We start from the raw sequence: 25,146 nt of genomic DNA, 5'->3' as shown, positions 1-25,146 counted from the left end.
CATGCTCACTTCCTTTTATAGGACATCTATCGCTTCTTCTAATTCATAAGAAGTTGAAACTACTTCTCTTGATACGCCACCAATCGATGTAATAACGTCCTGCAGATTTTTCATATGGTCTGAAAAATGCCGGATATCATCAATCGTCAAATGGACTGTATCTGTTATGTTTTGGAATGTTTCTCTCGTTGTTTCAGTCTCTTTCATACCCATATCCGCAAACTTCGTGACCGTATCAATGGCAACATGAACGGCTTGCGTCTTTGCTTTTGACTGCGCGACAAGTTGCGCAATATTATCTGTCGACTGTTTCGTCTGATCGGCAAGATTTCGTACTTCATCCGCAACGACCGCGAAGCCTTTTCCATGAACACCCGCACGTGCCGCTTCAATTGCGGAGTTGAGTGCCAACAGATTCGTCTGATCAGCAATATTTTTCACTAGTTGTACAACCTCTTCAATTTGAATGGAGGCACGGTTCAATTCTTCAACCAATTCCGCCATGCCCTTCGTTTCTTTAACAATCGTCTCTGATGTCACAACCATCTGCGCCATCTGCTCGATTCCCGATTGCGCTTGATTGGCAGAAGTCTCGGAACGTACGATACTTTCTTGTATTTTTCCGTCTAGTGTAGCAGATTGCTCAATCAAATCATTGACTACTGCGTATGTAGATTCAGACTTTTCCTCGATTTTAAGCGCAATGCTGCCAATTTGTTGTTTGACGCTATTTTTTATTTCTTGTTGGTTTGCACGGATTGAGTCATTTGTACTCTTCTCAAACGCTTCAAGAACCAACTGCTTTTCAAAATTCAATATTTTGCTTAATGCCACAATCATTTCTCGCTCTTCCGCACGATCTAATTCAAGATCAAATAATATGTCGAGCATCGTGGAATGCAAGTTTTGAAAAGCTGCGATATACCATTTCGGTTCCAGTCCAATTCGTAAATGTGCGTTCGCCACTTTACTACGATTGATCAAATATGCTTCGTCAATTACACCGTCGAATAATCCGCCGAGATGTACGGCTAGTGTTTTACTCAAATATTCCGTCGTACTGTTCTTTTTAATTATCTGGGACAGCTCAGGAACTGCGGTCACACTTGAATAAAATGCTTTTACAATTTCATCGATCCGAGCGCTCATCGGTTCTTTTAGTGCACGTAATAGTTGTAGATCCCGCTCTCTTAATTGAATCGCATCCAACTGCAATTGAACTTCTTTGGTCGGTACTTGCAATTTGACAGGGACAGAGGAAATAGGTTGTATTAATGATAATGTCTTACGTCTTTTTGTGATCCACATAGTAGTATTCTCCTTTTTCTTCAACTGACACGAACAAATTGCTGCTTTTCTAGGTTGTTTAGACTTTGTACAATGTTGTATACTAGTCAATTATACACATAAGTAATTCCAAATACTAGAGTTTGTCATTAGAATAGGCCTATTCTATTCTTTCGGTTTCCTATTTATCAAAACCCCTACAACGAAACCGTACAAAGCATGACCAGCGACCCACCACAACAAAGAAATTATGTTTGTAACACTTGGCGTTCGGTCAGAAAATGATGTCGTCGGATACAATAACAACCCTATGGCGACATTCACTAGAAGAGGGAACAGAATCGCATGGTTACGTATGAAACCCCTACTCTTGTCATACAGGATCACGAGTATGATACAGAGTACGACTGAAACGATAAGATGAAAAAACACTTCAATTACTTCTGGAAATTGATACTCTTTTACGATGGGTATGTAATCTACGTTCAGTAACAGTGTATATACTTTGTCACCTGTTATCGCTTGCACCATTTTCAAGACAACAGCGAGGAGAATCCCTGTTACAATGCCTATCCAGGTGCCTTGCACAATATATTTAGTTTTCATTTATACACCTTCCTACAATGTAAAAATAACAGATTTGACTTGTCTCGTCAAATCTATGTATAATGTTAGACATGTAGAACAAGGCAATTGGTCATTGTTCATTCTAGTATAAAGAAAGGTTGGTTGCTTTGAAGCCGTCATCTGAAACCCCGACGTATACAATTAAACAGGTTGCAGATCAAACAGGCTTGTCGAGGCAAGTCTTGAGGAAATGGGAAGAACGTTATGATATTGTGATTCCACACCGTCTCGATAATGGATATCGAATCTATCATGACGACGATATTCGGTTATTTTTACTGATGAAACGTTACGCAGAAGATGGCTTTGCACTATCACAGGCAGCCGAAATGGCCAAGTCCCAGAAGAAAACCGACATGCCATCAAATTCCGAAGATACGTATTTAGAGGATATATTGAATGATTTATTGCTTCACGGGAAAAATTGCGATGAATTAGAATTAAACTTTTCCCTTCAAGCCGCCTATCATCGATTGGGCCTTGAACACTACCTAAGCCAAATCGTCATTCCTTTTTTGAAAGAAGTAGGCGATCACTGGGCAAGTGGTGAGTGGGACGAGTATCAGGAAGCTTTGTCTAGTCTGGTCGTACGAGATCAACTCGTCCAGCTACGACGCAACTTCCAATACCGTGAGGACTCCCCTATATTATTAGGCGCGTGCCTCCCTAATGAATCGCATGAAATTCCGGTGCATATTTTTTTATTACAATTAATGCTCAAGGGCTGGCGTACAGCGATGATCGGTTCGTCACCAGCTCCAGGTGCTATTCAGTCACTTATTGATAAGATAAAGCCCGTCAAAGTATTGCTATCAGCTTCCACTACATTTCCGTTTGAAAAGAATCCACAGCTCATGCAGGAGTTGGATGAATTTGCGGGTAAACATCCTAATACCGAATTTTATCTAGGTGGATACGGCGCATTCATTTGGGCTGACAAGCTACATTTACAACATATTCATCTGCTTGAATCCATTGATGAAATTTAAGTGTTTTTGCATGTATCATACGCTGCCAATGCGCGCGCACGGGCAGCTTGATGATCAACCATCGGAGCTGGATAGGTCGTACCGATTGTAACTCCCGCTGCTTTTAGCACGTCATCCGGCGCTTCCGCAGGTTCAAATACAAACTTTACTGGCATGTCCGTTAACTCGGGCAGCCATTTTTTTATATACTGTGCGTCTTCATCGAATTTCTTTGCCTGAAGAATCGGATTAAACACCCTGAAGTACGGTGAGGCATCAAAGCCACTGCCCGCCACCCATTGCCATCCCATCGCATTATTTGCTATGTCCAAGTCCACAAGAGTTTCTTCAAACCACGCCATACCTTCACGCCAATCGATCAATAAATGTTTAATCAAAAATGAAGCCACAACCATTCGTACTCGGTTATGCATATAACCTGTTTCCCATAATTCACGCATCCCCGCATCGACTAATGGATAACCGGTATGCCCTGTTTTCCATACCTCTAACCGACTATCTGCGGGTTGCCACGGAAATTTTTCAAACTCCGGTCGCACAGGTTTCGTTATCATCTCAGGGAAATATAGCAACTGATAATTATCAAAGTCACGCCACGCCAATTGACGGATAAAAGCCTTTACTTGCTGATCACCGACATCATCTGCCGCAGCAATCGCCCCGTGCCATAACGAACGCACACTAACATTTCCCCATGCCAAGTAAGGAGACAATCGTGAAACACTAGCTTTTGCAGGAAGGTCTCGCCCGACTAGATAATCATATAATCCACTGTCCCGAAACGTTTCCCATCGCTCCATAGCGGCTACTTCTCCAGGTTGCCAATGATTCATTAACTTGTCATACCAACGATTAGCCGATAAAAGCCCCCATTCGCCTGAAGACAATGAATAGTATTTCACAGTAGACGGTATAAGATCAGGTGTCGCAAGCGGTGTTGCGATCGGTTCTTGCAGTAGTCGCTTCCAAAACGGAGTAAATACTTTATACGGCTGATTGGTTTTATTAAAAATCACATCAGGTGCTACAAGGAGTATCCCTTGGAATGAACGTACTTGAACGCGCTGTCTCACACAAGCTTCTGCTAATTCACGCTCTATTTCCCGGCTTTCCGGATCGTATAATTCATTGAAAGTTAGTTGATCCGCTCCGCTTTCCTCTATCAATTTCATCAACTGTTCAACAGGTTGTCCTTCTCTGACAATAAATTGGATCTGTTGGTCTTCAAAGCGCTGGATGATTTCTAGTAAGCTGTGATGCAGCCACCAATCCGATGCCGCATGACGCACTTTTGGTAAAATGAAAACGGGCAACACCTCTCCATGTGCCGCCGCTTCCACCAATGCTGGATGATCATGTAAACGCAAATCTTTTCGGAACCAAACTATTGTTTTGCTCATTCTGTTCTCTCCTTTTACACACCTTAAAACGCACCCGAACCACCGCCACCTCCACCGGTTCCTCCTCCGCCACTGCTGCTACTATCGCTACTAGGCGCGTTGTTTGATACATTCGACGAAGCTTGGTTGAATGATCCTGCGAGAAACACCGGATTGTAGACGGAGCCTTCATAGTAGCCACTTCCATAATACCCATCTCCTGTATCGTGTCGTGATTTTGTACGATTCTGATCCAGTTGCTTCTGAGCACTGACAAAGTCTTTATAATACGCGTCCAACTCTGGATTCTTCACCCCTACACCATAAATCAACACACGGAATCGATCATCAAGTGAGAGTCCTTCCCACTTCTTCGTATCAAGTTCCTTCATCCACTTATCCACTCGCTCCCACTCCAGCTTCAGCAAAGTTCCTTCATAATTATACGGACTATAAAACAGTGCGAAGCCAAAAGCTACCAACGTCAAAATCCCTACTAACACCAGTTGCGCGTACAGCTCATAATAGACAAAAGCGATAGCGAATCCGATGCCAAGCACCCCGATCAAGCTCAGGATCACACGCTCCTTCGTTGTCTTTACCTTCATTTCATACTGATTCAATTCTTCTTTTACAAGATCTTTCCACATCGTAAACTTTTTATCGAATGCTTCATAGTTCTTCTTTTCTTTCGTATAACTATTCAATTCATTCAATGTAAATTTTTTCTCCTGTCCGATTTGGTAAAATAGTAATTGAATCAACTGCTTCTCATGCTCTAGTTTGACGTTCGCATCGATCAACTCAAACTCGTCATCCGATACTTGCTTTACATGCCCTTTGCGTACGAGATCAAGCAACGCCGCGGACATCAACTCTACGGAAGCTACGCCATTCTTGAAAAGAAGCAATGCTGGTAAGCTCATATTATTGGAAGGAACGTAGAAACCATTCGCATCCATTTCATATTGCGCTTCCTTGCTATACCTTTTTCTTCTGGCACTCGCAAAGAATCCAATCAGACCCACTCCTAAAATACCGACCGCAACACTGACACTACCAAATATACCGGTAGTCCTTTGATTTTGAATGAACTCTTCACGTTTTCTAATTGCCGTTTCCTGATCCTCTTTCACTGATGGGCGAATATCTTGATCACTTGCGGTCATTCCTGGAAATAAAGACGGTTCATAGACAACGCGGATATCACCATTGTCCCCGGCATCAACTTCTCCCAACGAAAATACAACCGTTCCATCAGGCTGTACCTTACCAGTCCCTTCCGCACTGTCGTATCCGATGAACAACACATCAGACGCATCAGCAGGCGGTACAATAGTAATCGTCATATTGCCATAATCTGTTTCATTACGGCTGTCAAAAAATGGCCAAAGGAATTGTCCGCCATCATTATACATTTCCATTCCATTGGTAATCGTATACTGCAAATCGAACGTTATGACTTCGCTGTCTCCTTTGCGATGTACTCGATATTCTGGACCGCGCTTTTCGATCTCTAATTCTTTACCCTTTTCATAAGCAGTAAAGCCTTCAATCGAAGCCCCTCTTTTCGGTTGAATTTCTCGAATGATTCCATTAAATTCACTGTCAAAATCATACGTATGCTTCTCCTCTACCCGAACAGTGCCATCAGGTTCCAACTGCGCATTGATTTTCACATCCGGAATGCTAAAATCTACGGCTCCCGCTGTCATCGGTAGAACTAGAAAAGCCAGTAAAGCGACAATTAATAGTTTCCATTTCATAAAAAATCACCTCTTATCATGAGTATACGATAAGAGGTGATTAATAGATTCATTTGTTGGCAGAGTATTTGGATTTTCGTTATGGATATTCTATAATTTCATGGCTTTATAAAAGTATATACCCATTGAACCAAAAAGCAGTACCAAGATCATGATAAAAATGGGCATGTTCAACGTAGCGATTTTGGCCAAGGCAATGTCTGTCATTTGCCAGATCAAAAAGACAAACAACAGGGTTGAAATGTTTTTGATGACGTTCATAAACAGCACGCCATAACGATAGTGGATTTCTATGTTATCAGGCCGCAAATTAATGTAGTTATACATATGCGGATACTTTTCCAATATCCCCAACCCTACCCACATGACGATACCAATAATCGGCAACAGCAGTAATTCCATTCTCGTTCCATAGCGATCTACTTCACCATCCGCACCAAAATGTGCAGGAATTCGTTCGGGTAATCGACTCCACTGCAGGAGCAGATAGACGAGAGCAGCAGCGAATAAAGCGATAACCAACACATCGAACACTTTTGCTGCAGCAGGTTTCTCTATGTCGAGCTTCGGTTTTTTCATCTCCATACTCTCGCCACCTAACTTATGATTCTTTTGCGCTCGTCATTTCAAAGACATCAAAAACATTTTCTTTAATATTGAGCGACATGATCTTGCCTTGTTTTTCATAGAAATGGATAGATCCTCTACGGTCTTCCACCATTTCCGTCCATCCCCAGTCCTCAATCGTGCGTAAATAATGATCTGGTGGATTGCCGTCTGCGTCACCGATTCCTTTTAGCTTATACTTTGCTGATTTAGAAATCTCTCCTATGCAATCTTCAGCTTTCACTTCATACGCTTCTTTCGGCACAGGGAATCCTTGATTGATGATGGCCATCCGGTAGCCGTCTTCCTGACTATACACATTGGAACAACCAGTTATCCAAAAGACAGATACTAACACCAACAGCGCAAGTATTTGTTTCATATGTCTACCTCCCGTTTTACGACTTCGTTACATCCATCGTACTAGGAAATATTGACATTGTCACCAAACGTTTTTGTGACGAATTAACGTAACTTCTGCACAATAACTACTTTTAAATAATTAAATTCAGGATAGTCCCGCGGTGTGCGGAAATCTCTTGGTAACGAAGACTCTTCCACTACTTTATAGCGCATATCCATCTCTTTAAATGCTTGCTCAATGAATCCTTTGAACTTCTTCATACTGAAGCTTGCGTTATTCGTAGAAGCTACGATATAACCATTCTTCTCTGTAACCGCGATCGCTTCTTTCATTAGCATAGGATAATCCTTCGCTGTACTAAATGTATATTTCTTCGAACGTGCAAAGCTCGGTGGATCTAGCACAACCAGTCCAAATTTCATGTCGTGACGCTTCGCATAACGGAAATAATCAAAGACATCCATCACTTTGATATCTTGCTGCTCATAGTCAATGCCATTGACGCTGAACTGTTCAATCGTCTTCGCGACACTGCGCTTCGCCAAATCGACATTCGTCGTTTTCTTCGCGCCACCTAGTAGAGCCGCCACGGAAAACGCACCTGTATAAGAAAATGTATTTAATACTTCGCGACCTTGCGAGTAGTTATCACGAATCGTCTCGCGAACATCACGCTGATCCAAGAACACACCTGTCATCGCACCATCGTTCAAATCAATCGCAAAGTTCATGCCATTCTCCTTGACGATAATCGGAAAATCTCCAGGCGTTCCTTTGACAAAATCATCCTGCTCGACATACTGCCCTTTCGAATCAAAGCGCTTCTTTTCATAGACCGCTTTATAATCGCCACGCTTGTCCAACACATTATAGACATGGTGACGGAACGCATAAATACCTTCACTATACCAGCTGACCATGTAATAACCGTCGAAGAAATCAATCGTCAAACCACCAATTCCATCGCCTTCTCCATTGAACAAACGATAAGCCGTCGTATCCGGATCTTCCGCGTATACCTCACGTCGTTCAAAAGCCGTTGCCATTTTTTGATCAAAGAAATCAAAATCGATCTCTTCTCTTTCATTCGAAGTCAGCACCCAGCCGATTCCTTTATTTTGAATTCCATAATACCCCGTAGCCAAATACTTATGATACCGATCCGTCAGACGAATCAAACTACCTTCCTTCGCCTGAATCTCACTACTCATCACAGCATCCTTCAAAACCAACGGATACCCCTTCTTCAAAGCCACCGTGCCCTGTGCATTCAACTGTATTTCAACTAATTTACTCATATCGTCATCCTCAAAGTGTATTTTCTCTATTATCGCATGGATGAACCAAAAGTGAAAGCGGCTCGTCAGGATCGACAGGCATAAGACGGGCTGGACTTGAGGCGCTCTTTGCCTCACGACCAGCACGACTTATGACCCGAGATCCTAGCCGCTGCAACTGGATAACACAAAAGTGAAAGGTGGCGCTTAGAGTCGGTATCCTCAAAAACACATACTTTTACGACATTTACCCATCCTTCACTTACAATGAACATACTAAAACAACCAAACAGGAGGAATTCACATGAACATCATCCCATTAGGTATCTGGGGAGGCTATCCAAAAGCAAGTAGCGCCACCTCTTCATTTCTCATTGAACACGAAGGATTCCATTGCCTTTTCGACTGCGGCAGCGGCGTACTATCTTCCTTGCAAAACTACATCGAACTCGACCAACTCGACGCAGTGGTCATCAGCCATTACCACGCGGATCACATCGCAGACATAGGAAGCCTGCAATATAGCCGATTGATTCAATACTACTTAGGACAACCTTCCCCACCACTACCGATTTATGGTCATGCGCGGAATAGGAAAGAATTTGCGAAGTTAACGTATAAAGAACAAACGCAAGGTATCGAAACTCGGGAAAATGAATCCGTTCAAATTGGTCCATTTACGGTTACGTTTTGTCCGACAATTCATCCGGTCTACTGCCTCGCAATGAAGTTCACAGTGGATGACAAGTCAGTAGTTTTCACAGCAGATACGGAATGGTCGGACAAGCTCGTGCCTTTCGCACAACACGCGGACATTCTATTCTGCGAAGCTAACTTGTACGAAGAGCATCTAGGTAAGTCACCGGGTCACATGGCAGGTAGTCAAGCAGGCGCACTGGCGCAGCAAGCCGAAGTAGGGCAGCTCATCCTCACCCACTTGCCGCATCATGGTGATATCAATGAGATATTGAATGAAGCAGGAAAAACGTTTAGTGGTTCAGCGCAGATTGCGGAAGTTGGGAAGAAGTATACAATGCTTTAAGAATAGGGGAGTAAATTAGTAAGCGCTTAGGAGTGGTAAGTAAGTTTGAGAGTACGAGGGGATGGAAGCTCCAGTTGGCGGACGCTTTCCCATGGGCCCGCGGTGAGCCAACTAGTCACTGCGTTCCTTTAGTTGTCTCACCTGATCGGGCTGATCCATCGGGAGTCGCCGCCAACTTCCGCTTCCATCCTACTTTTATAGTAGAAGGATTTAGAGCACTCACTAGCAGTAGAATGTAAATTATTGTTTTCCATAAACTTATCTAAGGTCAAAATCAGAAATAATCACAACACAATCTTGAATGAACTTCGATAACTATCACCCACTTATATTGCCGGGATTGAAGCGGCAGGCGGCGACTCGGGGAGGATCAGTGGGACAGGTGAAACACCCGGCGAGCGAAGCGAAGGGGTGTGGTTCACCGCCCACCCTCCCGAACGCGTCCGCCTAGAGCGCAAATCCCTACCCCAAGCACATTTTGAGCCTTCCAATTCCATCCCACAAAAAAAACGACCTCTGCCACTTACGCAAAGGTCGTCTAACTTCTTATAAAAACACAATCGCAGCCAAAATCACTGCCAGCACGATACGATAAATCGCAAACGGCATCAACTTGACTTTCGAAATCAATTTCAGGAAGAAACGGATTGAAATCAGTGCGAACACAAACGCACTCAAGAAACCAACCACGTAAAAACCAATGTCATCCATCGACATATACTCCCAGTTCTTCAACACCGACACAAGACTCGCGCCCATCATGATCGGAACCGCCATGATAAACGTGAAATCAGCTGCTGTCCGATGATTCATCCCGAACAACACACCGCCGGAAATCGTCGCTCCCGAACGGGAAAATCCTGGCCACAACGACAAACACTGAACAAGCCCAACTGTGAATGCCTGTCTGTATGTAATCTGATCCAATGACACCACACTTGGATTTTTCGGTCCAAACTTATCCGCTGCAATCATCAAAAATGCACCGGCGACTAGCGCAAAAATAACTGTTTCCACGCCGAATAAATAATCATCGATCAAGTCCTTAAACGCAAAACCGAAAATGACAGCCGGCAACATGCCTACGATAACGTGAAGCAAATTGAAACGCTCACTCATCTTGACATTGCTATCTACTTTATACAAACCGACTAAACTAAATAACCGTTTCCAAAATACAACGACTACAGCTAGTATGGATCCGAGCTGAATCACAATCTTAAATGTAATGGCAGGATACTTTCCTAAGAACTCTTCCGTCTTCAGCCACATATCATCAACAATAATCAAATGACCTGTTGAAGATACGGGTGCGAATTCAGTCATTCCTTCTACGAATCCTAAAATCAACGCTTTAATTAAATCAAATAATTCCATATGACTCTCTTTCCGCGAAGGCTGTCCTTCTGCTATTCTATTTTCTGTTATACAGTCTACCATGACGACACAAACAGTGGATAAGTTTCCGAAAAATATTTCTATCCACATGTGCATACTTTTTTATTTTGCATATAACTGAATACTTATACACATTGCGCGTGGATAGTTTGTGGAGAAGTTCGTAATTTCAGTTTATTCCTGCCGAAATCAATGCTTATCCACAACTTCACCGTCTATCTACTCATATGTGGCGACTTCTACTTGTAGACTATCAATTCGTTAATTTATTTTGAAACGCATAAATAACCGCCTGTGTGCGGTCTTGAACTTCCAATTTGGATAATAGATTACTGACATGGGTCTTCACAGTTTTTAACGCGATGAACAGTTCATCCGCTATTTCCTGATTGGATTTGCCCTTAGCTAATAATAACAACACTTCCAGCTCGCGGTCGGTTAAATCTTCATGCAAGGCATGTGTTTGACCACCGCGCATCTTCGTCATCATTTTCGATGTCACTTCAGGCTCAAGCACCGTTTGTCCTTGCACTGTATCTCGAATAGCATCTGCCACACGTTTCGCATTAGACGTCTTCAAAATATAACTGACAGCTCCCGCTTCAAGTGCAGGATATAATTTATCATCATCAAGGAAACTGGTGACAATAATCACTTTCGCTTCTGGCCATTTCTCGATAATCGCAGCCGTCGCTTCAGCACCGTTCATGACTGGCATAACCATGTCCATTAAAATAATATCCGGTCGCAAATCCAGCGCTTTCACTACTCCGATCTGGCCATTCTCTGCTTCCGCAATCACTTCGATATCCGGTTGCATTTGCAAATACGTCGATACGCCAATGCGCACCATTTCATGATCATCCACCAACAGCACTCGAATCATCCGCCAGCTCCCCTTTCAAAATCGGTAACTTCACTTCCACAATCGTCCCTTGAGATGGTACCGAGACAATCTTACAACTACCGCCAATCTCAATCGCACGCTCTTTTACGTTCTGCAAACCGTACGAACCGCCTTTGCCGTCATCTTGCTTAAATCCGACGCCATTATCCTGCACGCGTAAAATCGCCAGCCCATCTCGTTCGATTAATAAAATCTCCACTTCTGTCGCTTTTGCGTGACGAAGCGTATTCGATAACGTTTCCTGAGCAATCCGGAATAAATGATCTTCTGCACCTTTAGACAACTCGATATCCTCTAAACGATGTGTAATATCAAACGTCACTTTTTGCTGTAATTCACTTAATAATTCTTCCAGACCTTTCGCAAGCGTCTGATTATGCAGAGCAGCCGGACGTAAATGAAGAAGCAACGCACGCATTTCCAGTTGTGCTTGCTGAACCATTTTCTCCACTTGCAGTAACGGCTTGTGAATCGGACCTTCTTCTGCCTGTTCCGCAAGTGCCGACAATAGCATCGAAGCCGCGAACAATTGCTGGGACACTGAGTCATGCAATTCCCTTGCTAATCGCTGGCGCTCTTGTATTATACGTTCCTGAATGAGTTTGTCTTGCGTCTCTACTCGTTCATCCGTAATACGGCGCAAACTATTTCGCTGCGCTTCTAGTACCTCGTATAGTTGTTCAATCGAGCGGTTAGTCTTCCTCTTCACTTTATTCGACTTCGTAAATTCCTGCTTTGCGTAAAGATCCTGTAATTTCCCGATGATAATATTCTCTTTTGTTCTACCATTCTGGCCAATCCAACCCGCAATTACCAAGCTAATAATGAAAATCGTCGAAAATAACCAAGCTATGAGGGGCATATCCGCAGCTTCCATATTGAACAACAAATACTGATATTCTACGAGTGTGACATCAATGAAAAAATAGAAAAAGACCGCGACGATTGCGCTGAATGTTAACGTCAATAGAATGGTGCGACCAATGATTGCCTTCATTTTCTACGCACCTCCACATCACCAATCCAAGTGAATACCGAAATAATCAACTCAGGATCATTCGGACGCTTCGTTTCATATCCATCATACGCTTGCACGCTTTCATTGAATAGCTGCTGCGGTGCATTTCCTAGAAGTTCTGCTTCGCCGTATAATGTTGCATAATGAATTCGAACCGGAATATCATAGGGCAATTCAATCAGAACCTTCCCGAAGATTTGCCGAATCGAAATGAACGAAGCTCCTCTTGGCAAGACCGTATCCGTTACATCGACATGTACATCGCCGAAAAAACCTTGCATATGCACGTCTTCCCACTCGTACGTCGAAAGCGGTGTTGACTGTATGGAAAACAATCGATTTCTCCACAAACCTTGCGACCGTCTCTCTCTCGGTTTCTGTAGATTACCGAACACTTCGCTAGCAGGCGTGCCTCTCCATAATTTCATAATAATATACAAGACAATTACTAAAATCAGCAGTCGCACACTCCACAATGTCAGGAGCGCAATGACGATGAAAACAATCCCTGTTATCGCTGTCCACTTTCCGCGTTTCCGATATCCATAATCAAGAAATCCCCAACCGAGAAGGAGGAAGATGAAATTGCCATTTGAAAACAGCATCGATTCGACGAAAGCAATCGCCAATAGAGCAAGCAAGTAGACCGAAACTTTAGTTGAATCCCTTTTAGCCATTCCATTCTCTCCCTTCTCGATAGAGGAAGCGTGATGCTTCCTCTTACAGTTTACACAATATCTTGAGTTTTTGCGTTAGATTTCTCTAATGAATCTAATCGTTGTTCCATCGATGAGTGGGATTGCGTCGTTCTTCTGCCACTACCCAGGTTTTCGATGTATGAATGCAAGTCATCGAGTGTGGAAAATGATTGATCCGGCTTAACAAAACGATCCATCTTTTCCTTCGCACGCGTAACGTTCTCTTTGCCCATCAATTGCAGTTGACGAACACGCATGTCCTTCACACGGTGCTTCATCTCTTCGAATTTCCGTTCCAATGAAAGCAATTCTTGTGTAGCATCTTGAATGCTTGCCGATAAACGCGCTACCCGTCCTTCATACGCTTCCACTTCTTCTTGCGCAAACGTAATTAATTCAGCTTCTCCTGTCTCCTCAGCAAGTTCTAATTGATGACGACGCTTCATCGCCATTAACTCTGCATCCTGACGTTCATTTTCCAATTCCTCTTTCAGTTTCCCTTGACGTTCCAACAACTTACCAATTTCCGCAGTCTGCTTTTGCGCATCCAGAAAATATTGATTGAGCATTTCTAGCGGGTTTTCTTTCCTTTGTGGCTTGTCCATCCACTTATTGAGATCTTCTTGTACGGTATATTTTACTCTATGCCAAAATGCGTTCATACTGCATCTCTCCTTTTATTTTGTAAGTTCGTTCCACTGGCGTTCAAAGTTTGTGAATGGATCATCCGAAATGACGTTCGGGTTTACGTTACGGTCGTTCCACTTGCGGTATACGTAGTAGATTCCAATTACTGCGATGATACCGATGAATGCACCGACGTTTGAAATTGAGCTGATGACGCTAATAACCAGGACTGTCATCCAAAATACTTTCGCGAACATCGAGTGACTCTTTCTCCAGTAGTGGTAGCTAACGAGCGCGATTGCCCCTGTGACAGCTAGCACGACGATGGATCCAAGATTCAATACGGCTGCCAGGCCTGCGATAATGCCGAGCAAGAATAAACCAATTTTCTTCATGTTGATGTCCTCCCTTCATTTGTAACCTTAGTTTATAATGAATTGCCGCTTTCTCCGACGGTCCCATAGCGGATTTCTAACTCAGACTTAGGGCTGAGTGTGAGTAGGTATCGAAACTAGGAACGGTTTGGTGGAAAGACTTTGACGATGTGGTTGCTGGGCTTTACTACTTACTTTTGGGGCGTTGCTCGACTGATTGTGGGGCTATGAAGTCAGAGAGTGTCTGCTTTCTGGATTCGCGCAGGCACGTGGGGGATTGCCTTCAGCCATGAGCCTACCACCAGCGCCGTAGTGGGGACAATGGACTTGCTTCTTACCTACTATTTGAATAAATCCCTAACTCAACACAAAAAAGCTGTTCAAGAAATCCATTACGATCTCCTGAACAGCTATATTTAATTTTATTTATTTGCCTTAAGTAGGCCATCAATCAAACCGGCATGCATACCTTCATGCCATGTTAGAAACTGCAGAACTTCATCGACGGTTTCCAACGTAATGAACTTGCCGATAGAAATGGGTGTGTTCAATCGATGCGTTAGCTGTAGTTCGCTCAGTTGCGAAATCCGCTTGCCTTGACCTTTCATCGCAACGATTAACTCCTCTTTTGCTGGAGGACTGCTTGGCCAAGTAGATGGACTCGTTCCTGGCGCAAAAAACTCTGCCCATTCCAACTTATCGACTGGATAGTCATTCATTGAACGGTTAAGAAGATCCTCAGTCAATGAATAAATATGTCCTACATTCCATTGAACGGTATTAGAAAAGCCCTCTGGTTGAGCGTCCCACGCATGTTCATCCGCTCGTTTAATGAGGCCTAATGTAAACCCTCTTGCCATTGAAAACTGTTGCAATGCACCCATTCATTCCACCTCTTCTTCTAATCTAAAAACAGCCTTGCACTTAGGCAGGCTGACTTTACGATTGATTTTCTTCTTGCTTTTTGATATTTTTATGCTGATTCCACTGGTCATGCGCTTCGGTGTTGTATTCACGATTATATTCTTCCTGATCTCCATAAGGGAATTTCTCACCCGGTGTCAGATCATGATAGTTTTGGCTCGGTGATTTATTTTGACTGTAAGCGGATGGTTTATGTTCTCCTGAGTCATCTTGAGCGTTTTCCCTGAACGATTCGCTTGAATCAGAATCTGCTGGATCCGCAAGTGGCAATTCATCAGGTACTACTACGCCTTCAACTGCATCTGTTTGTTCATCCATCTCTTTAACTTTTGGAGTTAGATCTCTTTTGTTTGGATACTTTCCATCAACGATTGTCATATAACCATTCCTCCCTTTCATGCGGTCAATAATAGATAGACTGCACTCCCTATACTTACCCTTATTCGCCACAAACAAAACGTAATCCTTTTAAAATTTTAAAAACAGAACAAAACAGGAATTTCCTCCCATCCTGTTCTGTGTCCATTTAACTACCGATGATATCAATCGTTACTTTGAACAAATCTCCGTCGACTTCCACTTCCATTCGTCCTCCATGTAGCTCGACAATAGATTGCGCAATTGCCAATCCTAGACCAGAACCTTCCGTTTGTCTAGATTCATCGCCCCGTTTAAAGCGCTCGAATAACTCATCTGTATTATCTCCCAGCTCATGTCTAGCGACGTTTTTTAAGATAATGCGTGCGTTTGATCCAACTTGCTGTAGATTGACGTACACTCTCGTTCCTGGCAATGAATATTTCCACACATTGACAAGCAGATTGTCGAGCACTCTCCACCATTTTTGACCGTCTACCATCGCAAAGACCGGTTCGTCAGGTAAAATAGTTCGAATGTGCAAATCTTGCTTAACAAACTCTTCCGCATGTTCCGCCAATGCCTGTTGCATCAACTGATTCAAGTCCACACGTTGCTTGACCATTTCCAAATTACCACTTGCCATTTTCGAGACTTCAAATAAATCTTCAATAAGCGTTTTCAAGCGCTGTGATTTCTGATCTAGAATGCCGACATACTTCGCACGGTCTTCTGACGACAACGTTTCGTCTTTCAATAAATCCGTATACGTAATAATAGAAGTAAGCGGTGTTCGTAAATCATGACTAACATTCGTGATCAATTCCGTTTTCAAGCGTTCACTTTTTGCTTGCTCATTAATTGAGACTCGCACACCTTCACGTAAATTATTCAAATTAGCTGCGTGTTTCGCAAGTTGCGACTTGCCCTTGACCGGAATCGCCTGCGTCAGGTGACCCGCCGCCATATCATTTGTCGCAGCCAATATCCGATTCAAATAGGCTGCCCTTCTTACAAAAATAAATAAGGCAGGTATGGCAACAAACAGTACACAAAAAATGTAAATGACAATGAGCGCCGGATCCATGAACCCACCTACGAACCCTATTCCGGCTAGGAAAAATATAACGAGTAGTAAGGACAGCTGGATACCGATCGACCGGTTGCTGAATACGTCCCGTACATCACGGATGAATTGCATACTATAGCTTTCTCGAAACGCTCTTTCTAGTGCTCCGGACTTCCGATATTGTTCAACTAGATGAGTCGCTTGGAATGCCAGTAACGCAGTAAATAGAATACCCAATAGCACAAAACTAACGATCACGTTCCCTATGACACCTAGTCGTAAACTGGTTAATTGATACATTGCATTGTAAATAGCCGATTGTATATAAAGAGCCACTATACTTCCCGTCAGCAACAACAGGATTACTTTCACATCTATTTTCCAACGACTATACATCGTTGCGAATCGCGACTCAAGCACCCATTCTTTGCGGAACTTCATAACTGTGAACAACGCCACCAGCGCTAATGCTCCTATAACCCACAGCGCATAGATCATATACTTCCCACGTATAAAGTTATCGTTTTCTTCCGCAAGCGAACCTAACACAGCTGCATCTGATGGAATAATAATAGTCCCTTCAAAATATTGCGGAGGATTGCTGATCGTCGCAATCTCCTCGTCGGAAAATGATATTCCTTCCTCCATTGGGTATTCATATCCATTATCAAACTGAGCTGAATCTGCTTTAAAATAACCTCGTGCATCGTTGAATTGTTCCGTGAACAGCGACGTCACTTCGACATCACCTCTAGTAAACCGTTCGCCTGTTTCTGTGTTGACTAGGTCATAGGCGATTGGAATATTCGTTTCTTGATAACTTTGCGTTTCATTTATTGCGCGCTCTAGCTTTTGAGCTTTTTCCGCACGAATTTTATCTTTTACATAACTATCGCTTTCAAAGTTCTTCTTAATATCGTCTAGTTTGATATTCCGCTCTTTGACGAGCGCTAACAGCAATGTTTCGTTTTGATCTTTTTTTGCTTCTGTGATCTTATCTGCATACTGTTGCTGGATATTGTCCAGCTGTTCAGGTAGCGTACCATATCGCTCGCGATACTCACTGATGTCACCATCTGAGACATATAGTTCCTTCTCCATCTTTTTCAAGTCTACGGGATTCAGAGTAGACTCAGACAGATTCGTGTACACTTGCTCCATTCGATATTTAAAGTCATCTTGATCGGTAAATGATTTCCCAATCAATTGCGGTCCATAATGAATGATAGACGGCAATGCGATTAACACAAGCGTCACAAGCGCTGACCAAATGAGTAGCTTTATATTTTTATTCATCACGCGTTTCCTCCCCTTATAATTCGTACAAAGTAATCGGTAGCTAAACTTATTCGGTCCAAACCGTTGATGAATAAATCAATCGTAAATGAAGCACAGTATATAAGAGTGCAGAATGCGAGTGCAATCGCAAACAGTGACCAAACTATTCCACTTTTATTTCTCGATTTTATAGCCAACACCCCACACCACCTTCACGTAACGCGGATTTTTCGGATCTACTTCAATCTTCTCTCGGATTTTCCGAATATGCACCGCCACTATATTTTCCGCGTTATACGCTTGTTCATTCCATACGCGTTCATATATTTCATTGATCGAAAACACACGTCCTGGATGTTTCATAAGAAGTTCCGTAATCTTGAACTCAATAGGAGTCAGCCGAACCGGTGTCCCATCCACCGTCAACTCCTTCGCCTCTTCATTTAAGACGAGACCATTGACTTCAATCACTTTCTGTCCTTCATACGTCCCAAGCCGTACATATCGGCGAAGTTGCGATTTCACGCGTGCCATGAGTTCCAATGGATGAAACGGCTTCGTGACATAATCGTCAGCGCCAACCGAAAGTCCGTGAATCTTATCCGAGTCTTCCGCTTTCGCACTTAGCATGATGATCGGAATATTTTGCATTTCCCGTATTTTGAACGTCGCCGTTATCCCATCCATATTCGGCATCATAATATCCAATATCAACAAATGAATTTCATTATTTTGTAGTAACGCCAATGCCTCTAGTCCATCTTCCGCCTTCAACACATGATATCCTTCATTTTTCAAATAAATCTCAATTCCATCACGAATTTCCTTATCATCATCCGCGACCAACACTGTAAATTCCGCCACGTCCGTCACCCCGTCTCACTAATAACTTCATTCTATCACCCAACTCTTAACAAAGAACGAGGATAAATATGAAGAAATTCTTAAGAAGTTTTCGAATGAAATTCTTTGCGCTCATTGCTTTGCCGCATCCGCTCTTAGAAACCTGCAAGTGATCATAGCCAGTGCGCTAACGCTCATAGATCCGTTTAACTGATCATAGACGACCAGTAACCGCTCATTGCGCGTCGTTAACCGCTCATAGCCCATGCATAATCCTTCAAAAACGAGCCACACTTCTATAACGGAGGTGACAAACATGCCAAACAAGAACAAGAACAACAAGAACAGCAAGAACAATACTAACAACATGCGTGAGGAATATGGTTTCGGTTATGACCTGAGTCCCGATGATTTTGATGTAGTCGGACAAAACGACGCGGCCAAGAAGAAAAATGCCAATGCAAAAAAGAATCCATTGACTGAAGAGGATCACCCGATTAATCATCCTTAAATTTAGAATGTAGCACTAGTAAATCGTCATTTTGAAAGTGCTGAGACCTAAGCAGAAAATCTATTCCAAGTAACAATAAGCACAAAATAAAAACCGCGTGAACCCAATGTGCTGGTAAATTGGATTCACGCGGTTTTTCTATTTCATTAAGTTTTGTCACGGCCTTTCCTATCCAGGCTGTTCCTGCAACAATCCATACTTCCCCTGAATTCGTCGCAAGATCTTCATCCAACTGGCACTAAACACTACAATGAAAAATACATTCGATACAGCATGCGCCAAGTCAAAGTAGATACTCGAAACGAAGATTCCAACGACATAACTCCACGTCAGCGCTTCGATATTTCCAACAATCACCCACATATTCATGATCCAACCGAAAATATAGCCCCAGATGAAACCAAATGTACATTTCCCCCATAATGTTTTCATCCATGACGTGTTACGCAATAATCCGGCTGTCATCCCCATCATGCCCCATCCGTACATCTGCCAAGGCGTCCATGGACCTTGTCCTAGGAAGAAATTCGAAACAATCGCCGCCACTGCTCCAACGATAAAGCCCGACTCCGCCCCAAAAACCAATCCTGCCATAATGATAATAAATGAAGTCGGTTGGATACTCGGAAGTCCTGCAAATGGCACGCGCCCGACTGCTGCAATAGCTGCCATCATGGCTAGTAAAACGACTTCTCTTCCCCCTACATCCCGCCACTCAAAACGAGCAAAGAAAGGTATCATAATCGCCGCAATCATAATCATACTCAATAGAAGATAGGCTTTATAATGGAAGAAAACAATTGAAATCACGAGTAACGCCAATAATATGACCGATACTATCAATAAATACTTTCGCGAACGCCCCATGTGGCAGCAGCCTCCTCATACGTCAACACTTCCGGCCGCCTAGTTTCCCTTGTCGCTCGATTAATCGCCGTCGTGTAGAAATAATTGCCTTTGAATAATTCATCTGGTGTACCGTCTGCTGCTATTTCACCGTCGAACATCATCGCACATCGCCCTGCATAACTCGCTGCAAAGCCGATATCATGTGTCACCATGAAAATAGTCAGTCCGTCTTGCTGCAACCCATATAATAACTCGCCCAGATGTCGTTTAGACACTGGATCCATCCCCTTAGTCGGCTCATCAATGAACAACATTTCAGGCTCACCCATCAAAATACAAGCAAGGGCCGCTTTCTGAACTTCGCCACCTGAACAATCATACGGATGACGCGCACGTAAATGGGAAATCCCAAACGACTCAAGCAGACGATTCATACGTTCTTTCGTATCGGATAGCTTTAAGCGCTCTCCAATCGTTTGCATCTCTTCTTCAATCGTTTGCTGAACAAAATACGTTCGCGGATTTTGCGGTAAGTAGGCAATTTTCCCAAGCCACTCAGAATCCTTCATCTTCTTCATGTCTTGCCCAAGTAAACGCACCTTGCCTCGCTGTGGTTTAATACTGCCAAGACCTGCACGTAATGCAGTCGTCTTCCCGCTACCATTTCCTCCGACCATCGCAAAGAACTGGCCTTTTTGGATGCGCAACGTAAAACTCTTCAAGATAAAAGGCGCTTTCTTTTGATATTGGAAAAACACATCATCCATTTCAAGTATTATTTGCTTCTTAGATAGGGTAGATTGCAACTCCATAGGCACGATCTGCCGCTCTTCCCGGCCAATCCATTGTTTACATTCTTTCACCGTAAGCGGTATTGCAGAGACAACGGGATTTTCTTCAAATTCCATATAAAGCCGTGCAAAAGCAGGTACATATGGAAAGAACTGCACCGCTCCCTCTGTGTACAGATTACCGATCACTTGTCGACTATTCCCTTCATATCGAATCTTTCCTGATTCCATCAGAACGACACGATCTGCCACTGCATATAATTCTTCCAAACGATGCTCCACCAATACGATCGTCATGCCAGTTTCTTTATTCAATCGCTCTAGCATCAGCACCAATTCTTTTGCCGCCACCGGATCAAGTTGTGATGTCGGTTCATCGAGTAAGAGTACACGGGGCTTCATGAGCAGTACGGATAATAGATTCAATAATTGTTTCTGGCCACCAGACAACTCGGAAGGTTTTGCATTCAGCAAGCCCTCTACTCCGAAAAAATGCACCATTTCCGCTACACGCTTGCGCATTTCAAATGTTGAATACCCTAAATTTTCTAGCCCAAAGACAATTTCCTGCATCACTTCATCCATGATGATTTGATTGTCCGGATCTTGGAACACATAGCCTACTTGTTCGACCATCTGCCTCTCTTCCCACTCGCTGATCGGTTTATTTTTATACAAAATATCACCTTCGAGCTTCCCGACAGGCGTCAATTCCCTCTTCAACAGTTTCAATAAAGTCGTCTTGCCACTGCCACTAGCACCGCCAATAACGAGGAATTCTCCTTCATTAACGGAAAGTGTGACGTCCGATAGCACTTGCTGATCTGTAGTAGGAAAAGAAAACGAGACGTGCTTCAAATTGAATAATTCCATTTCAGTTGTTCTCTCCCCTCTACAAATACTGGAAACAACGCAATGGCCATTCCGCAAATGAATACTATCCAATCAGAGAACGACAAATGCAATGTACCTAGTTCCGGATAAATCATGATTTTTCCAAAGCCCATCAACCCACCCGTGACACATAAAGCAAAGAATATAACTAAATAGCTCAACCAGTACGTATCAGATTTCGTCATGCGATAGGGGATATAAGGTCGTCGTTTACCTAAACCATAGCCTCTTGCTTTCATCGAATCTGCTGTTTCTACAGCTTCTTCCAATGACCACGACAACAGAATTTGCAACATCGACATGCCACTCTTTGCTCTTTCACGCAATGTCCCTTGTGTCACAGTCATTCCTTTCAACCGTTGTACATCCTGTATTTCCGTTAAACGTCGTTTCAATAAAGGTACGAAACGAATCGACATCATAATCAAAAAAGCGGTACGTGGTAAGATTCTTGCAAATATGTATAATAATTTATTGCCATTCAACACATTGTTTAGCGAAACGAAGACTAGCAGTATCATCAACAGCGACAGTGCCGTCACGACACCATATAGCGTCGCTTCGTACGTCACTTGTTTCCTGAAAATATAAAACCACACATGCGTCCCTCTTGAATTAATGAACGGATTGATCACAATAATAACTACCGTCATCACGATCATCAACGGTGCCCACTGCTTCATAGCTCGACCGCCGTCATGTGATAAATTGACTGCAATCAATGAAAGACTGCCCCCCAGCAAAAAGAGCGGGTGGTTAAAAAACATCGCAAAAAATCCTATGCAAATATAATAGAAAAACATTACGAAAGGGTGAATTGCCTGTATTCCATTGCCCACAGCCCTTCCCCTCTCTCTCCACACAATCTACGATAAAGACAGATAATCTTGCACCACGTGGATGCAAGATTGCCTGATCATTTTGTATTCAAAAACTCGATTAACATTTTTACTGCATGTGCACGAGACGTAGAGTTATTTGGCATGAAGTTGCCTTTTTCTCCCTTAGCCATATTCAAATCATATAGCATCGTCATCGCCCGTATCGCTTCCATATTGTATGAATGAATATCACGGAAAGGCGCTACTTGCTTAATCGTATACGCTTCACCATTCTTCACTTCATACGCACGGAATAACATCAATGCCATTTGAGCACGCGTTACTTTTTGTGCCGGCATAAATTTACCGTCTTTTCCATTCACAATACCATTATGGTAGGCAGCCGCAATTTGTGCTTGCGTGCTTGACGCATAATTTTGCGTATCCAAGAATGGTGCTTTCTTATCCGTCTTCAAGTCCAACGCCCGCACAATAATAGATACCGCTTGAGCACGCGTCAATGATTGATTCGGCTTGAACGTATGATCCTCATAACCGCTTACGATTCCTTGCTCAACCGCCTGATTAATATATTCATTTGCCCAGTGCCCTGTAACATCCGTAAACTGTGGAGTTGGAGTGGGTTCTGGTTCTGGTTTCGGATCTGGGTTAGGTGTTGGTTCAGGATCTGGCTTTGGTGCCGGAAGAACCGGTACATCTTTGAAGTCGTACAATACACCTTTATTTTTCGTGAATAAATCAAATGCTACTAATGCTTGCAAAGCTTGCTCTGTAGCCATGCTATTCGATCGGCTATCACCTGCTGTATGCTGGAATCCACCGTCGGATGTTTGGAAACTCAATAGGTGATCGATCAAGTTAATGCCGTTCTTTGTAAACATGGGCATACGTGGATCGATTTGATTCGCAGTCAAGCCGATAATGACTTGTGACGTCGCTTCACTGGAAATACCACCAACAAATGCTTCATCAAAACCACCTGTTGGACCTTGTGCATCCGCCAAGAACTTCACTGCCCGGTCCATCGCTTGACGAACTTTCGGCTGATCGGTATACGGTGCAATTCCGATTAACGCCATTGCCGTAATATCATAGCTCGTTGATCCTTCTTTACTCGTTGACAGGCTCCATGAACCATCGTCTTTCTGATGTTTCAATAGTTCTGCAACTAGACTTTCACGCGTCCATTTTGAATGGCTTGGCACTTGATAATTTCTAGTATCCAATGCAATTAACGCGAAGATAATACCGTTATTCCCTTGATACGTCAGGCTATCTGCGCCTGTCAAATGCTTTTCACTATTTAAGATTTTATCAATTAAATTAAATCCTTTGCCGTCTGCGTTCATCGGATCAATACCGATTGCTGCGGCTGCCATCGCTAAACGTTCTACATCCGTAATCTTCATGCGACCTTTGCCAGATCGGCTCGTCACTTGATCCTTCAGGTTTTCATAGAACGCTTTATTATAAGAAGCCGGAACTTTCTTACCTGCTTTCACGAGTCCGATTGCCTGCCATTCACTTTCGATCGAACTAGAAAGCATCTGCGCACTTGCCTTGTCGATTGCTGAAGTGACAAGCTGAGCATAATCTTTAGCGGGCGGTGTTTCCGGTTCTGGCTTCACTACCGGTGGCTCCGTTGGTGGGTTTGGGTTAGGTACTGGGTTTGGATTTGGTGAAGGATTCGGTCCAGGCTTCGCAGTTGGCGCGTACGTAACCTTCATTGTTTTCGTAACCGAATCATTCTTCGCATCCGTCGCCTTCAAAACGATAGTATTCTCACCATTTTGCAATACTGCGTTTACTATATTTCCCGTCACGACTGCTTGCTTACCATTTACAGTAGCAGTCGGCTGAAGTGCTGTGCCGAAATAACTAGCTGCGTTCACTTGGAAGGAAAGAGTAGACTTCGTAACGGTTGTTCCGGAAGTCACTCCTGATACTGAAATCTTAGGCTCCAAGTCTTCACGGAACGGGAATAGATCCGCGTTTAGATCCTTACCTAAATCCGTCGTATATTTCCATTCCACTTTATCGCCAGGGATAAGCTTAATGACACCGGCTCCACGATTTGGGAAGGTACCGTTGACGCTGTACATCCAGCCGCTGCCTTGTCCGCGGTCGAATTCATATACATTATCGATTCCTTCTACATAAGCAGTCGCACCTTCACCGCCACTGTATTCCATTTGAATGCCTCTAGATTCCACATTTCGCTTCAATACACTTAAAACCGTGTCGCCTTCTTGTACTTCGACAGTAGACAATGGCATCGGAACTTCCGTATCAGAAATTGTAATAGAATGCTGTAATGTCTGTGTAGATTGATTTTCATAGATTGGCATCGGTTGTTCTGCAAACGAAGGAGTTACCGGCATGAGGATTGCAACACTCGCCAATGCGAATGCTGCTGTTATTTTCGTAAA

24 protein-coding genes are annotated in these 25,146 nt (G+C 43.2%); 3 read left to right on the top strand and 21 right to left on the bottom strand.

From position 1 onward, the window contains the following. Window positions 1–15: 15 nt before the first annotated feature. A complete protein-coding gene (locus tag CSV76_RS09220) occupies window positions 16–1,308 on the bottom strand; it encodes a globin-coupled sensor protein (protein WP_099625381.1) in 1,293 nt (430 codons plus the stop codon). A gap of 144 nt (window positions 1,309–1,452) precedes the next feature. Then, window positions 1,453–1,893 (bottom strand): hypothetical protein, encoded by a 441-nt coding sequence (locus tag CSV76_RS09215; protein WP_085427891.1) that lies wholly within the window; start codon window positions 1,891–1,893, stop codon window positions 1,453–1,455. A 119-nt stretch (window positions 1,894–2,012) separates the two neighbouring features. Here CSV76_RS09215 and CSV76_RS09210 point away from each other — a divergent pair, with 119 nt between their 5' ends. Then, on the top strand, window positions 2,013–2,903 hold the full coding sequence (locus CSV76_RS09210) for a MerR family transcriptional regulator (RefSeq protein WP_099625380.1): 891 nt from the start codon (window positions 2,013–2,015) through the stop codon (window positions 2,901–2,903). Here the strand turns inward: CSV76_RS09210 and CSV76_RS09205 are convergent. The 5 genes from CSV76_RS09205 to CSV76_RS09185 all read right to left on the bottom strand — a co-directional run bounded on the left by CSV76_RS09205 (window position 2,900) and on the right by CSV76_RS09185 (window position 8,316). Continuing rightward, window positions 2,900–4,303, bottom strand: a complete 1,404-nt coding sequence (locus CSV76_RS09205; protein ID WP_099625379.1) for a cryptochrome/photolyase family protein — start codon at window positions 4,301–4,303, stop codon at window positions 2,900–2,902. The genes CSV76_RS09210 and CSV76_RS09205 overlap by 4 nt on opposite strands. A gap of 23 nt (window positions 4,304–4,326) precedes the next feature. Beyond that, complete coding sequence (locus CSV76_RS09200; protein WP_099625378.1) at window positions 4,327–6,048, bottom strand: DUF2207 domain-containing protein; 1,722 nt, start codon at window positions 6,046–6,048, stop codon at window positions 4,327–4,329. Between the two features lie 90 nt (window positions 6,049–6,138). Next, window positions 6,139–6,633, bottom strand: a complete 495-nt coding sequence (locus CSV76_RS09195; RefSeq protein WP_099625377.1) for a DUF1648 domain-containing protein — start codon at window positions 6,631–6,633, stop codon at window positions 6,139–6,141. A 16-nt stretch (window positions 6,634–6,649) separates the two neighbouring features. Then, complete coding sequence (locus CSV76_RS09190; RefSeq protein ID WP_099625376.1) at window positions 6,650–7,036, bottom strand: hypothetical protein; 387 nt, start codon at window positions 7,034–7,036, stop codon at window positions 6,650–6,652. Window positions 7,037–7,119: 83 nt separating this feature from the next. Next, window positions 7,120–8,316, bottom strand: a complete 1,197-nt coding sequence (locus CSV76_RS09185) for a class I SAM-dependent rRNA methyltransferase (protein ID WP_085427885.1) — start codon at window positions 8,314–8,316, stop codon at window positions 7,120–7,122. Window positions 8,317–8,599: 283 nt separating this feature from the next. Here CSV76_RS09185 and CSV76_RS09180 point away from each other — a divergent pair, with 283 nt between their 5' ends. Further along, window positions 8,600–9,337 carry an MBL fold metallo-hydrolase gene (locus CSV76_RS09180; RefSeq protein WP_099625375.1) on the top strand — a complete coding sequence of 246 codons (738 nt, stop codon included), beginning with the start codon at window positions 8,600–8,602 and terminating at the stop codon, window positions 9,335–9,337. A gap of 546 nt (window positions 9,338–9,883) precedes the next feature. Here CSV76_RS09180 and CSV76_RS09175 read toward each other — a convergent pair. The 10 genes from CSV76_RS09175 to CSV76_RS09125 form a co-directional block, all read right to left on the bottom strand. Next, window positions 9,884–10,714 (bottom strand): undecaprenyl-diphosphate phosphatase, encoded by an 831-nt coding sequence (locus CSV76_RS09175; RefSeq protein WP_085427883.1) that lies wholly within the window; start codon window positions 10,712–10,714, stop codon window positions 9,884–9,886. Window positions 10,715–10,988: 274 nt separating this feature from the next. Then, entirely contained in the window at window positions 10,989–11,621 is a 633-nt protein-coding gene (locus CSV76_RS09170) for a response regulator (RefSeq protein WP_085427882.1), read from the bottom strand. After that, the gene (locus CSV76_RS09165; protein WP_099625374.1) at window positions 11,596–12,639 is read right to left on the bottom strand and encodes a sensor histidine kinase; all 1,044 of its coding nucleotides are present in this window, start codon (window positions 12,637–12,639) and stop codon (window positions 11,596–11,598) included. The genes CSV76_RS09170 and CSV76_RS09165 overlap by 26 nt, the downstream gene beginning before the upstream one ends. Next, window positions 12,636–13,337 (bottom strand): cell wall-active antibiotics response protein LiaF, encoded by a 702-nt coding sequence (liaF, locus tag CSV76_RS09160; RefSeq protein WP_099625373.1) that lies wholly within the window; start codon window positions 13,335–13,337, stop codon window positions 12,636–12,638. The genes CSV76_RS09165 and liaF overlap by 4 nt, the downstream gene beginning before the upstream one ends. A 50-nt stretch (window positions 13,338–13,387) precedes the next feature. Continuing rightward, a complete protein-coding gene (locus CSV76_RS09155) occupies window positions 13,388–14,020 on the bottom strand; it encodes a PspA/IM30 family protein (protein ID WP_085427880.1) in 633 nt (210 codons plus the stop codon). Window positions 14,021–14,035: 15 nt separating this feature from the next. Further along, complete coding sequence (locus CSV76_RS09150; RefSeq protein ID WP_085427879.1) at window positions 14,036–14,380, bottom strand: lmo0954 family membrane protein; 345 nt, start codon at window positions 14,378–14,380, stop codon at window positions 14,036–14,038. Window positions 14,381–14,781: 401 nt separating this feature from the next. Beyond that, window positions 14,782–15,243 carry a DinB family protein gene (locus CSV76_RS09145; protein ID WP_085427878.1) on the bottom strand — a complete coding sequence of 154 codons (462 nt, stop codon included), beginning with the start codon at window positions 15,241–15,243 and terminating at the stop codon, window positions 14,782–14,784. Window positions 15,244–15,298: 55 nt separating this feature from the next. Then, window positions 15,299–15,661, bottom strand: a complete 363-nt coding sequence (locus tag CSV76_RS09140; protein WP_085427877.1) for a hypothetical protein — start codon at window positions 15,659–15,661, stop codon at window positions 15,299–15,301. Between the two features lie 148 nt (window positions 15,662–15,809). After that, window positions 15,810–18,005: a sensor histidine kinase gene (locus CSV76_RS09135; RefSeq protein WP_099625372.1), complete on the bottom strand. Its 2,196-nt coding sequence runs from the start codon at window positions 18,003–18,005 to the stop codon at window positions 15,810–15,812. A gap of 156 nt (window positions 18,006–18,161) precedes the next feature. Continuing rightward, on the bottom strand, window positions 18,162–18,851 hold the full coding sequence (locus CSV76_RS09125; RefSeq protein WP_099625371.1) for a response regulator transcription factor: 690 nt from the start codon (window positions 18,849–18,851) through the stop codon (window positions 18,162–18,164). A 295-nt stretch (window positions 18,852–19,146) separates the two neighbouring features. Here CSV76_RS09125 and CSV76_RS09120 point away from each other — a divergent pair, with 295 nt between their 5' ends. Beyond that, the gene (locus CSV76_RS09120; RefSeq protein WP_085427872.1) at window positions 19,147–19,341 is read left to right on the top strand and encodes a hypothetical protein; all 195 of its coding nucleotides are present in this window, start codon (window positions 19,147–19,149) and stop codon (window positions 19,339–19,341) included. Window positions 19,342–19,509: 168 nt separating this feature from the next. On the opposite strand, the gene CSV76_RS09115 is transcribed toward CSV76_RS09120, so the two are convergent. From CSV76_RS09115 to CSV76_RS09100, 4 genes are all read right to left on the bottom strand, one after another. Further along, a complete protein-coding gene (locus tag CSV76_RS09115; protein WP_085427871.1) occupies window positions 19,510–20,208 on the bottom strand; it encodes an ECF transporter S component in 699 nt (232 codons plus the stop codon). Beyond that, window positions 20,181–21,854 carry an ABC transporter ATP-binding protein gene (locus CSV76_RS09110; protein ID WP_099625370.1) on the bottom strand — a complete coding sequence of 558 codons (1,674 nt, stop codon included), beginning with the start codon at window positions 21,852–21,854 and terminating at the stop codon, window positions 20,181–20,183. Before CSV76_RS09110 ends, CSV76_RS09115 begins: the two co-directional genes overlap by 28 nt. After that, window positions 21,836–22,678 (bottom strand): energy-coupling factor transporter transmembrane component T, encoded by an 843-nt coding sequence (locus tag CSV76_RS09105; RefSeq protein WP_255406937.1) that lies wholly within the window; start codon window positions 22,676–22,678, stop codon window positions 21,836–21,838. The genes CSV76_RS09110 and CSV76_RS09105 overlap by 19 nt, the downstream gene beginning before the upstream one ends. 113 nt (window positions 22,679–22,791) lie before the next feature. Continuing rightward, window positions 22,792–25,098, bottom strand: a complete 2,307-nt coding sequence (locus CSV76_RS09100; RefSeq protein WP_099625368.1) for an S-layer homology domain-containing protein — start codon at window positions 25,096–25,098, stop codon at window positions 22,792–22,794. Window positions 25,099–25,146: the final 48 nt, after the last annotated feature.

It is taken from the genome of Sporosarcina sp. P17b (genome assembly GCF_002743115.1).
In the GTDB taxonomy this organism is placed as follows: Bacteria; Bacillota; Bacilli; order Bacillales_A; family Planococcaceae; genus Sporosarcina; species Sporosarcina ureae_C.
The sequence above is the reverse complement of the archived record's forward strand: the minus strand, read 5'-3'. Positions and strand labels throughout refer to the sequence as shown.